The following is a 12,477-nucleotide window of genomic DNA, read 5'->3' as shown; positions in this document are numbered from 1 at the left end:
ATCGATCATTGCTGCCTGGAGCTACGCCTAGAGCCGTGCTTTATTGGTAGTAAAGGGACTATGATGCAGAGGATCCCTATCGCAGTCAGCCAATCAGGGATTTCGTCAAACCACCATACCCCGAATAAAGTGACAAACACTAAACCAGAATATTCTGCGACGCCAATTTCGCCTGCAGGTGCTTTTCGATAGGCTAAAACAGCGAGGCCGTTGTATAGCAAGACAAAAACAGCACTAGCAGCAATAAGGCTGAGCTGACTATAGCTTATTGGTTGCCAGTAAATCACAGCTAGCGCGGCGGAGACAGGCACTGAGAGTACCGAGGTCCAGAATAGCGTGCTTATCATGGTTTGTTTGTGTGGTAGTTTACGGGCAGAAACATTAAATAATGCAAGTGTTGTAGCCGTGGAAAGGGCAAATAGAGCTGCCCAGTGAAACTGAGAAGGTCTAAGCACGATCAGAACGCCGATAAAGCCGAGTATCGTTGCTAATATTTTGCTTCGAGGGGGCGTTTCTTTCAACATCAAGACTGATATTGGCAACATAAGTAATGGGGCGGCGTAAAATACTGCATTAGCACTGGCTAATGTCAGGTGTGTGATGGCAACCACCATACATCCACTGCCAATAATGACTAAATGGGCACGAAACAAGTTTAACCATGGCGCGTGAAGTTGTCGGGACTCCACGCACTCCTTTCTCCAAAATGGATATATTACAATCACAGATATTAGCTGCCGGATGAAAATATATTGGTTTGGATGGATGCTGCCATCAAGTAATTTCACCATTACATCTGACAGCGATGCACTTAAGTTACCTGCGATTAACAGCCATAAGGCTAGGGTCTGTAAAGAAAGTTTGCTCACGGTTAACGGCTGAATTTCATGTCAATATGAGCAATATCATCCTCAAGGTAGGGTGATGAGGTAGGTATAAATCCATGCTGACGGTAAAAGCTTTCTAAATGTGCCTGAGCGCCTATTTCAATATCTTCTGTCGGCCAAAGTTTTTCACATTCTATCAGTGCTCGTTCTATTAGTTTATGACCCAATCCCCCTCCTCGGTGAGAGTGTGCAGTCGCTACTCTGCCAATGCTCACACTAGGGTAGCTAATATTCTTAGGCAGTAATCGTGAATAGGCGATCAGCTCATCATTTTTATAACCCAGTAGGTGATAAACACCATAAATACTGTCTTTTCCATCTAGCTCAGGATAAGGGCAAGCTTGCTCAACAACGAACACATCTACTCTTAATTTCAGCATTTGATACAACTGGTTAGTGGTTAATTGTTTGAAAGTGAGGAGTTGCCATGTGATCATAATCTGCCTTATTGAATATGTGTTTAGATACGGAGCTTAAAGGAATCGATTACCTACCGCATTAACCATTGTTAATTTTCTGACGTTTCTTGATACGACTTAAGCTAATTGGGGTAATACCCAGATAGGCCGCTATATGGTAGTCAGTCAGCCTTTGGCATAGGTGAGGATAATGTTGGCAAAACAACTCATAGCGCTCTTCAGGTGTATAGAGCAACATAAAGCGTTCTTTGTTCTCCTTGTACATAAGTTGAGTTTCCAACAGCTTTATATAAATCGGATGTTTCTTATCCCGCCAGTTGCGAAGGGTGGTAATTGGTAGAGAAAACAGAACGCAGGCGGTCAGGGACTCGAGTAGGTAAGGTGAGGCTTGTTGCTTGATTAAGCTTTCAAAGCCAATAATCCAATCGTCTTCCCAGTAAAACTCTTTGCTGAACTCTTTTCCTTTATCGGTTAAGTATGCGGAGTGGCAAACGCCTTCAATCAGGAAAAAGATCTCTTCAGCGACTTGTCCTTGATTGAGTAATATATGCCGTGTGGGTAGCTCCACCAACCTAGCGCAATCGACAAGCTGGTTTATGTCTTGCTGGTCAAAACCAGCATTGGCAAGTTGTTGTTTAAAATGTGTGATTGGATCCATATTGCTGACTGACTAGATGTGTTTTCTAGAATTTTACTCCAATAAGAAAGATTTATTGTGGATCTTGGGGATTAAAAACGCCGCGATTAAAGTCGCGGCGTTGGAAAGATGGCATTTAGTTTGGCATATCTATTTGGTAAACGGCAAAACCAACATCATCGGTTGCTACTTTTTTCATCGGGTATTGGCCATTACTTTTGATAAAGTTTGCCGCTTTGTCACTGGGTGAAGTTTCAAAGCGGATATCGAGCGCTTTATCGGAGTTAATCGCCGCAAATCGCCAGTTATTGTCCGCATTTGGTTTAAATTCACCTTGCTCTTTACTCACGCGGGTAATGTAGTTGGCAATAATGGAACGGTTTTCATCTGGCGAGTCAAAGGCGATAAACTCGCTGCCTGTACCTGGGAATTTATTGCTGTATGCGCGGTAGTTATTGGTTGCGATTAGGAAGTCTTGTTTCATGTCCAGAGGCTTACCTTGGAAGGTTAGACTTGTAATACGCTGAGAATCAGGGTTGATGAGTTTACACTCTCCGTCGTATTTGGCAGGTTGAGTAACGTCAATTTGGTACTCAACACCATCAATCACATCAAAGTTATAGGTACGGAACTCATCCCAGTTAATCAACTGCTGAGGCTTGGTACTGCTTGGATCAATTTGATTAAACTGCCCCGCGCTACATTCAAGCCAGTCTTTTACTTGCTGACCCTTAACTTTCATTGCTACTAAGGTGTTTGGATAGAGGTAAAGGTCGGCTGCGTTGCGGAAAGTCAGTTGTCCAGCTTCAACTTCGGTGAAGTTAGCCGGATCATTTTTACGCCCGCCCGCTTTAAATGGAGCAGCGGCAGAAAGGACTGGAATATCGGCTAAGTCAGGGTCTCCTTGAATGAAGCGCTCGACATAATCTTTTTGAGCCAAGTTGACAATTTGTATGGTGGGATCGTCTTGGACTAAGGCTAAATAGCTGTACATCACACCGCTGGCTTTACCAATTGGCTGATTGACAAAATCGCGCGTGCCTTTGTGATCGAATGTCAGTGCTTTGACCATATCAGGGTCTGCTTGAGCAAGAGATTTTTTATTGTTTTGATCAAAAATCGGTCGAGCTTGAGCCTCTCCTTTGACAACTTTCCACTCGCCCTTGTCTTGTTTGAGCTCAAGGTCGATGACTCCTACATGGCTACCCCAACGGCCAGGCATCACAGAGGCCACACCATTAATTGTGCCTTTTTTATTGTCTACGCCAGGAATGTTATCAAAGCCTTTGCCCGGGAAAACAGCGTGAGAATGACCAAAAGCGATAGCATCAATCCCTTCAACTTCTGCTAGGTAGTAGGTTGAGTTCTCTGAGCCTATTTTGTATGGATCTGAGGAAACACCAGAGTGAGGGATAGCGACAATGACATCAGCACCTTGCTTCTTCATTTCTGGGATGAGAGTTTGGGCAGTTTGTTTAATGTCTTTAGCGAACACTTTCCCTTCTAAATTTTTCTTATCCCAAACCATGATTTGTGGTGGAACAAAACCAATATAACCAACCTTGATTTGATGTTCTTGACCATTCACGTCTTTAAACGTATGTGGCTTTATGATGTAGGGCTTGAAGTAATGTTGGCCTGTTTCTTTATCAAATACATTCGCATTGATATAGGGAAAGTTGGCGTCATTGATGGTTTCTTTTAGAAACGCTAGGCCATAGTTAAACTCATGGTTACCTATATTACCCACATCATAGCTAAGCAGATTCATTGCTTTATAAACAGGATGAACTTCACCCGGTTTTATTCCTTTCGCAGCCATATAGTCACCCATAGGACTGCCTTGAATTAGGTCGCCATTATCAACCAGAACACTGTTTTCAACTTCAGCCTGAGCTTGTTTCACTATAGTCGCAGCGCGAGTCAGACCAATTTTTTGGCTCGGTTTGTCTTTGTAGTAATCGTAGTCCATCAAGTTGGTGTGAATGTCGGTGGTCTCGACAATACGTAACTTGATAGTTTCGGCCATGGCCGGTCCTGCAATCGTCAGCATGCCGCTTAAGACGGCTACCGCAAGAGGGGTGACTGCGACTTTCATGGTATTAGCTCCAGTAGCGTTGATTTTAAACCAAGCATAATTTAGCAAAAGCTTGTGCAATGAATATTTCACTCACTAATGAAATGTGATTTGGAGTCAGGGTTTTTACTCGGTTCTGTCTGCGAGATCGCATCTAGATTATGTGGCTAGGATAAAGCTAGTCATTGTATATCACTAAAAGGTATAAAAAATAAAATTTTAGAATTTCAAGTAATATGTATGTGGCGCCATAATGCGTTCAAAGACAGGCAAGGAACAGCATGATGACGAACAAGGATACGATTTCTCAATTTCCCAAAAACAACATAAGAACGTTGAATCCATCCGTTTCGGCTCTAAATAGCGCTGGGCAAAGTGTTTTGCATGCTGGAGAAGTTGCCCTGATCGGTGCAGGCCCCGGAGACTCTGAACTTCTGACACTTAAAGCGCTACGTTTTATCCAGCAGGCTGATGTGGTTTTGTATGACTATTTGGTTTCCGATGACATCCTAGCTTTGATCCCAAGCGATACCATCTTGGTGTGTGTCGGAAAGCGCGCAGGCCATCACAGTGTTCCTCAGGAAAAAACTAATCAGTTATTGGTTGATTTTGCTCTACAAGGCCACCGCGTTGCGCGCATAAAAGGGGGCGATCCTTTTGTTTTTGGTCGTGGAGGGGAAGAGTTAGAAGTATTGGCTGACGCAGGGATTAAGTTTCAAGTCGTGCCCGGAATTACCGCCGCCTCTGGTGCCACAGCGTATGCGGGAATCCCTCTTACCCACCGTGATTATGCACAAAGCGCGATGTTTATTACCGGTCATCTTAAAGCTGATAGGGATGGTATGGATTGGTCTACCTTGGCAAGAGGTAATCAAACCTTGGTTATCTATATGGGGTTGCTCAAGTCAGATTATATCCAAGAACAGCTGATACTACATGGACGCGCATCTGACACACCGATAGCCATTATTGAACGTGGTACCCAAGCTTGTCAGAAAGTATTTACTGGTCAATTGTCTGAGTTAGCGACACTGGCTCAGGATGCTAAGTCACCATCTTTGATCGTGGTTGGAGAAGTGGTCGCGTTATCAAGCAAACTTGCTTGGTTTGGAGAACCCCAGAGCGCCTTACCCCAGCAGCAATTCGCCTAACGTCTATTAACCTCAATAAGCTGCTCATTGTGAGCGCATAGGAAGCATTAACATGGATCAACAAGGTTTAACCCATCTACAGCAGCTCGAAGCTGAGAGTATCCACATAATAAGAGAAGTGGCGGCTGAGTTTGATAATCCGGTGATGATGTACTCGATAGGTAAAGACTCATCCGTGATGCTACATCTTGCTCGCAAGGCGTTTTATCCGGGCAAAATTCCTTTTCCACTGCTGCATGTCGACACTGACTGGAAGTTTAAGGAAATGATTGAATTTCGGGATAAAACAGCAGAGAAATATGGCTTTGAGCTTTTGGTTCATAAGAATCCAGAAGGTCTGGCTATGGGGGTCAACCCTTTTGAGCATGGCTCCTCTAAGCACACAGATATTATGAAAACTCAAGGTCTCAAGCAGGCACTAAATCAATATGGTTTTGATGCAGCCTTTGGTGGGGCAAGGCGGGATGAGGAGAAGTCACGAGCAAAAGAACGAGTCTATTCCTTCCGTGATAAGAACCATACTTGGGACCCTAAAAATCAGCGCCCAGAGCTGTGGCATACCTATAATGGCCAAATAAATAAAGGGGAAAGTATACGCGTTTTTCCACTTTCAAATTGGACTGAATTAGATATCTGGCAATACATCTATTTAGAAAACATCGACATTGTCCCTTTGTACTTTGCGGAAAAACGGCCTGTTGTTGAGCGTGATGGCATGTTGATCATGGTCGATGATGAACGAATGAAGCTTGGCTCTGGTGAAGTCGTTGAAGAGAAAAAGGTTCGCTTTCGCACCCTAGGCTGCTATCCGCTTACTGGGGCGATTGAATCTCAAGCAAACACATTGACTGGCATCATAGAAGAGATGCTAGTTGCCACCTCTAGTGAGAGGCAAGGTCGTGCGATCGACCACGATCAATCAGGATCGATGGAACTTAAAAAGCGCCAAGGCTATTTCTAACAGGATCGAGGAAGCATTATGAACACGGCAGTGGAAACTCAATTAGCAGAGTTGGGTATAGAAGGCTACCTAACTCAGCATCAACACAAATCATTACTTCGATTTCTAACTTGTGGCTCGGTCGATGATGGTAAAAGTACTCTGATTGGACGATTGCTTCATGATTCCAAGCAAATCTATGAAGATCAGTTAGCTGCTGTTCACGCCGATAGCCAAAGGGTTGGTACTACGGGTGAGCGTCCTGACTTAGCTTTGTTGGTTGATGGATTGCAGGCTGAACGCGAGCAAGGTATCACCATTGATGTCGCTTATCGCTATTTCTCTACCCAAAAGCGTAAATTTATCATCGCCGATACACCTGGACACGAGCAGTACACGCGAAATATGGCCACTGGCGCCTCTACTTGCGATCTGGCGGTTATATTAATTGATGCGCGCAAAGGTGTATTGGATCAAACTCGTCGTCACTCCTTTATCGCGAATCTACTTGGCTTGAAACACTTTATTGTCGCAGTCAATAAAATGGACTTGGTTGATTACTCACAGCAGCGTTTTGAAGAGATCCGTGACGATTACTTGGCTTTTGCTAATAAGCTGCAAGGTCAAACCGATATCCATATCGTTCCACTTTCCGCGCTTGAAGGAGACAATGTGGTTGAGGCCAGTGATAACCTTAAATGGTTTGATGGCCCAGCTTTATTAGACCTTTTACAGAGCGTTGATGTCACTAAAGCCAAAGAAAATGGTGAGTTTCGTTTCCCTGTTCAATATGTGAATCGGCCTAATCTCGATTTTCGAGGCTTCTCTGGCACCATCGCCTCTGGCTCGATTAAGGTTGGTGATGTCATTAAGGCGTTACCATCAGGAAAAACATCTCGCGTAGCCAGTATCGTTACTTTCGATGGGAACTTGTCACAGGCTCAGGCTGGGTTAGCCGTCACCCTGACATTGGAAAATGAGATAGACATTAGTCGTGGTGATTTGATTGTTCATCAGGGAGATGATGTTGCTCGTAGCTCGCATTTATCAGCGGATGTTGTGTGGATGACTGAGCAGCCTTTGGTCGCTGGACGAGAGTATGACATCAAAATCGCTGGCAAGAAGACCATAGGACGTGTGGCATCTATTCAGCATCAATACGACATTAACAATTTATCCAAGCATGATGCTAAGGAGCTGCCTTTAAACGGTATTGGTCTTTGTGACTGGACTTTGAATGAATCTATAGCCCTCGACAGTTATGATCAGGTTCAAGATAGCGGCGGTTTTATTATTATCGATCGTTTAACTAACGTGACAGTGGGGGCTGGACTAGTTCGTCAAGCACTAAGTGAGCGGACACCGTCACCAAGCGAGCGAATGGGGGCATTTGAAAATGAGCTGAAAGCCCTGATCCTCAAACATTTTCCCGAGTGGGACGCCAAAATCTAACTAATTGAGGGTGTGCACGATGTGGCAACAAGGATTTGTGCTAGCGGTATTATTAGGTATTGTTATTAGCCTTATTGCCACACGCGTTAAGCCAAGCTTTATTTTTGCTGGGGCTGCATTTGTTGCCTTTCTCGCTGGCAGGATAGAGCTAGGTGATGTAGCAACAAATTTTACTAACTCTTCTTTACTGACTTTAGTCTTGCTGATCCTTGCATCAAGTGCATTGGAAAAGACGCGTCTGGTGAGTTGGGTTAGTCGCTCTTTGTCCTCTGGGAGGTTGGCGACCGTGATTGCCAAGTTAGGACTATCAACCGCGTTACTCTCTTCCTTTACCAATAATACCGCTGTGGTGGTGGCCTTAATTGGCGCGATAAAACGTAACCAAACCCATGCGCCTTCCAAGTTACTGATCCCTTTATCTTATGCAGCGATTCTTGGTGGTACACTGACTTTGATCGGTACCTCAACCAATCTTATTATTAACAGCTTTGTTGAAGATGCAGGACTTCCTAGTCTTGGCTTTTTTACCCCGACCGTCATTGGGCTGGTGGTATTGGTTGCAGGGCTTTTGATTCTTATCCCACTTAGCTATTTTTTGCCATCCAATGACCAGCAGCAAGAAGAAGCATTGCCTTATTTCCTTGAGGCCATTGTGGAGCCTAATTCGCATTTGGTGGGGAATAGCATTAGCGACAACAAGCTGCGTGATTTGCGTAAATTGTTTCTTGCAGAAGTGATAAGAGATGGTGAAGTTATGCCATCTGTTGAGCCGGACTTTGTGTTGCAGGCAAACGACAGGTTATTGTTTTGCGGTGATATCGAAAGTGTTACCACCTTACAGGAGATCCAAGGGTTAAGATTGTTCGGTCAGCACCATCTAAATGGTCAAAGCTTAGTAGAAGTGGTAGTCAGCTCTTCGGCCAGTTTATGCAGCAAAACATTGAAATCAAGCGAGTTTAGAGAGCGATTTGACGCGGTTGTAGTGGCGATTCGCCGTGGTCATGAACGGCTTCGTGGTGGTCTGGGTAATATCGAACTTAATGCGGGTGACACTCTAGTTCTTGTGCCGGGTAAACGGTTCGAACAGGAAAGGCAAACCCAGAGTAAAGAGTTTGTATTGGTTAACGCTCTCGACTCTAGCGCTCGTCTTGATAGCCGGAAGTCTCGCATAGTCTTGATAGGGTTTATTAGTGTCATTGTGGCTGCTTTGCTTGGTGAGCTTTCGCTTATTAAAGGCTTGTCTTTATTTTTACTCGCCTCACTGTTTAGTGGCGTGGTTCAGCTAGGAGAGCTTAGACGACGGTTTCCTGTCGATATTGTGGTTATTGTGGGATCGGCCCTTTCCATTGCACAGTTGATGCTCTCTTCTGGTCTTTCAGCCTCATTAGGCAATGTGTTTATTGAAACATTTAATGGCTGGGGGGCTTTTGGAGCTCTGGTCGCCACCTATTTTTTTACTCTGATATTAACAGAGCTTGTTACCAACAATGCGGCGGCAGCACTTGCCTTTCCATTGGGTTATAGCATGGCTTTAGGTTACGGCGTCGACCCCATGCCATTTATTATGGCGGTGTTGTTTGGCGCCAGTGCAAGCTTTGTTTCTCCCTATGGTTATCAGACTAATCTACTCGTATACAGCTTAGGCCAGTATAAATTAACGGATTACGTGAGAGTTGGGCTTCCTGTCTCTTTGGTATATTCGTTACTGGTGCTGGCTCTTATTCCAAGATTTTTTCCATTTTAAAGGATGCGCCTATGACATCTCAGGTACAAGTCCAAGACAGTCACATTACTTGGCATCAGCACAATATTGATAAAGCTTTTCGAGCTCAGGTAAAACGGCAAAAGCCAGTTGTACTGTGGTTTACAGGCTTATCTGGGGCAGGAAAGTCAACCATTGCTGGTGCTCTAGAAAATGCCTTGGCTGAACTTGGCTACCATACTTACCTTTTAGACGGTGATAACGTTCGACACGGTTTGTGTAGCGATCTTGGTTTTTCGGAGCAAGATAGACGTGAAAACATTCGCCGTATTGGAGAATTAGCCAAACTGATGGCTGATGCTGGCTTAATCGTTCTCTCAGCTTTTATCTCGCCGTATCGGGAAGAGCGCCAACTGGTTAAAGACTTGCTCCCTGAAGGGGAGTTTATAGAAGTGTATGTTAATACTTCCTTACAAGTGTGTGAGCAGCGAGATCCCAAGGGGCTGTATAAAAAAGCGCGTGCAGGCCAGATTGCCAACTTTACCGGTATTGACTCTGATTATCAGCCACCTCTTGCGCCCGATTTAGATTTACAGGCAGGAGAAAAGCCGATTAGTAGATTGGTGGAAGAGTGCTTACAAACACTGAGAAGTCACCATATTATTGCTTAAAACAAAAAAGCTTCCATCTTGTGGAAGCTTTTTTGTCGGAGCCAAGTTATTCGAAACAAATTTCGATAAAGGCGTTACCCCATTCTGAGGTGAAGGGCATGATGATGATGGCGCCCTCGCATTTATGGCGGATAGTGTGTCCCTTGCCAGAAACGACTATCGGAGTTGCCATATCGAAATCAAAGCCGCTTTCAGAGAGTATTCGTTTAGCGCCACCTGCCACCATATTGGTGATTTCACCAACCATGTCGGTGACTTCGTCATTCAATCCATTTGGTCGTTCGCCCAGCATGTTTTGCATGATTTCCAGTGCAAGTGTTTCATCAAAGGTAATCGACATTGAACCACGAGTCGGTTGCCCAACCATACCAATTAAGCCGGACACATCACCGCGAGCAATCTCATCTTTCTTGACTCGAGGCTTCTGCGGCTTCAATTCTAGAGAAGCCATCGTTTTAAGCACATTCATCAAGGAGGCTAAAAACGGGTTTATAAATTCGGCGCGCATTATCATGGTGTAATATTATTCCGTCTGTCCGGTTGTACATGACTGACAAATTCCATGGGACTCTATCACGTGATTTGTGATCTTAAATCCATGTTTTTTAGCATTATTTGTCAGTAAAGTTATCAAACTGTCCTCTTGAAGTTCAATAACATTGCTGCATTTATCGCATATTAACAAATGTGAGTAGTGTTTGTGTGCGTTACATGAATTGCACTGGATAAAGCTATTTGTCGATTCAACACGATGGATGAATCCTTGTTCTAGAAGAAAGTCGAGTGCGCGATATACAGTGGGTGGTTTCGCTTGTGGCTCACTCGTCTTTAGCTGTTCCAGTAACTCATATGCACTTGATGCTTTGGGGCTAGCACAGATTAACTCGAAAACCCTTTTTCGCTGAGGAGTCAGTCTCACTCCTCGCACTGCACACATTTCTTCAATTTGTTCTATTAACTTGTGGTCCAAATTTTTCACCAATCACCATTGGACATAGTAATAATATACCATTTCTAGATGAATATCGTTTATCAAACAGTATTTCTGATAGAGCAGTCAGTGAATTGTTCAAGTTTTTGATCCCTATAACTGCCTCTAAGGCTATACGTTACCTTATTCGCAAGTAAAACGATACTGCTAGAAGCGGAAGGGGGGCCTAACTTTGTGGATTCAATTGAGTTAGATGTCATGTTATGGGATTAAAGTGTCTGTTTAGATGTTCTTTACTTACTAATGCCTCCTAGTTACCAGTCGCAACTCATGACGTTATTCACACTTTTAGTTGGTAAAATATGCATTGAGTTTTGTATTTTGTCATTTAGGATAATGGCTCCTATGGGTAATTTTTGAACACTCTTATTTGCTTCATGGAACTATGCTGACTCCCAACTCACACTTTTGGGTCAGCATTTTTTTTGTCTGCTGTTTTCCATTTTATACAGGTTTACCTTCAGGTAGTGATTGGCTTAAATCTATACACATAATTGAAAATTAGCTTCTATCGTTGAACATCCCAAGTATGTAGGGTGAGAGATTGATAATCTAGTGTGAGCCGTCTACTCGTGATACTTCAAGGCGTTCTCAGTGAGATGCGTCAGTATCTGCCAGAATGAGGTTGATACTCGAAAGGACAACGAATGCCAAAGCTTGCAAGTCTGCTTGATTAACTCGAAAGACACTAAAATATCGCCCATTAGTTTCAGCCACTCTTGCCCAGCGACATTGGATGACTGAATAATCATCATTGTGATCTAAATGTCACTCCCAATCGCTACCGTCTTAGAAACCACAATATTTTATTTGTAACCTGATGGTGAAGTAATAATAAATATTATAAATCAATAATTTATATTGACGCTCTTTGTGCGGCGGATTAAGAAACTAGCAAATAGCAAAGATCATAGACAAATCCAATCAATATGAACTTGAATGCACATTGGTTTTGTCGTATGTTTTGCCAATCCTTAATCGGGATATATGCACTATATGCATTCATGTTTGTCTTTTTAACTATGTACAACTTTGCTGGTAGTTTTGATAGCTACCAGCTTTTTTATTTCTATTCTTACTACCTGATATTTTACCTAAAGCCTAATAATCGATACCAATCACATAAAGCTGTCGCTTCGCTTTAAGCATTTACTCTAAGGCGGGAAGTGATCCGCAAAAGTCTAATGCAAAGTCAGAAATAAGCGACACATTGTTATGCACTTACCAATATTGGCTATGCTCATAAGGCCTCAAGGTAATTAGTATGTAATGGGTTGTTAATGAGACTTTAGCTGGCTTCTCCGTGCCAGCTTTTTTTTACCTGAAATTTATCATTTCACTCAAACTAAACTAGCTTATGCCACCCAAATTAATTATCCCCTACTAACAGCTCTACCTAGATTAGAAATACGCCAGACATAGGAAATTTAAACCTATAGATAATCAGGGTATTTATCACGATATGTTATGCAACCTATTGTAATTAATAGTTAAACTCAAATAGTAATAGGATTTATTATCATTTATATTGTGCATCCCCATTCATTGGG

The 12,477-nt window shown here is 43.3% G+C and carries 11 protein-coding genes; 5 read left to right on the top strand and 6 right to left on the bottom strand.

The window, feature by feature from the left end; translation table 11 throughout:
* Nucleotides 1-5 precede the first annotated feature (5 nt).
* The 4 genes from AAFM34_RS05870 to cpdB form a co-directional block, all read right to left on the bottom strand.
* Nucleotides 6-869 (bottom strand): DMT family transporter, encoded by an 864-nt coding sequence (locus tag AAFM34_RS05870; protein ID WP_341660945.1) that lies wholly within the window; start codon nt 867-869, stop codon nt 6-8.
* Nucleotides 870-871: 2 nt separating this feature from the next.
* A complete protein-coding gene (locus AAFM34_RS05865) occupies nt 872-1,324 on the bottom strand; it encodes a GNAT family N-acetyltransferase (RefSeq protein ID WP_341660944.1) in 453 nt (150 codons plus the stop codon).
* A gap of 61 nt (nt 1,325-1,385) precedes the next feature.
* Nucleotides 1,386-1,964, bottom strand: a complete 579-nt coding sequence (locus AAFM34_RS05860) for a Crp/Fnr family transcriptional regulator (protein ID WP_341660942.1) — start codon at nt 1,962-1,964, stop codon at nt 1,386-1,388.
* 115 nt (nt 1,965-2,079) lie between these two features.
* Nucleotides 2,080-4,041, bottom strand: coding sequence for a 2',3'-cyclic-nucleotide 2'-phosphodiesterase (gene cpdB, locus AAFM34_RS05855; RefSeq protein WP_341660940.1), 1,962 nt, complete (start codon nt 4,039-4,041; stop codon nt 2,080-2,082).
* Between the two features lie 263 nt (nt 4,042-4,304).
* On the opposite strand from cpdB, the gene cobA reads away from it, so the two are divergent.
* From cobA to cysC, 5 genes are read left to right on the top strand one after another with little or no spacing between them, the layout of a single operon-like run.
* Entirely contained in the window at nt 4,305-5,171 is an 867-nt protein-coding gene (gene cobA, locus AAFM34_RS05850) for a uroporphyrinogen-III C-methyltransferase (RefSeq protein WP_341661001.1), read from the top strand.
* Between the two features lie 52 nt (nt 5,172-5,223).
* Nucleotides 5,224-6,132 (top strand): sulfate adenylyltransferase subunit CysD, encoded by a 909-nt coding sequence (cysD, locus tag AAFM34_RS05845; RefSeq protein WP_341660938.1) that lies wholly within the window; start codon nt 5,224-5,226, stop codon nt 6,130-6,132.
* An 18-nt stretch (nt 6,133-6,150) separates the two neighbouring features.
* A complete protein-coding gene (gene cysN / locus AAFM34_RS05840) occupies nt 6,151-7,563 on the top strand; it encodes a sulfate adenylyltransferase subunit CysN (protein WP_341660936.1) in 1,413 nt (470 codons plus the stop codon).
* A 19-nt stretch (nt 7,564-7,582) separates the two neighbouring features.
* Complete coding sequence (locus AAFM34_RS05835; protein ID WP_341660934.1) at nt 7,583-9,307, top strand: SLC13 family permease; 1,725 nt, start codon at nt 7,583-7,585, stop codon at nt 9,305-9,307.
* 11 nt (nt 9,308-9,318) lie between these two features.
* Entirely contained in the window at nt 9,319-9,936 is a 618-nt protein-coding gene (gene cysC, locus AAFM34_RS05830) for an adenylyl-sulfate kinase (RefSeq protein WP_341660932.1), read from the top strand.
* Between the two features lie 46 nt (nt 9,937-9,982).
* Here the strand turns inward: cysC and AAFM34_RS05825 are convergent, their stop codons facing one another.
* Both AAFM34_RS05825 and zur read right to left on the bottom strand, forming a co-directional pair.
* The gene (locus tag AAFM34_RS05825) at nt 9,983-10,444 is read right to left on the bottom strand and encodes a chemotaxis protein CheX (RefSeq protein ID WP_114787432.1); all 462 of its coding nucleotides are present in this window, start codon (nt 10,442-10,444) and stop codon (nt 9,983-9,985) included.
* A gap of 15 nt (nt 10,445-10,459) precedes the next feature.
* Nucleotides 10,460-10,918 carry a zinc uptake transcriptional repressor Zur gene (gene zur, locus AAFM34_RS05820; RefSeq protein ID WP_152431361.1) on the bottom strand — a complete coding sequence of 153 codons (459 nt, stop codon included), beginning with the start codon at nt 10,916-10,918 and terminating at the stop codon, nt 10,460-10,462.
* Nucleotides 10,919-12,477 lie beyond the last annotated feature (1,559 nt).

This window comes from Vibrio sp. (assembly GCF_038138445.1).
In the GTDB taxonomy this organism is placed as follows: Bacteria; Pseudomonadota; Gammaproteobacteria; order Enterobacterales; family Vibrionaceae; genus Vibrio.
Note: the sequence above shows the minus strand (reverse complement) of the source record. Positions and strands in the feature narration are given on the sequence as shown.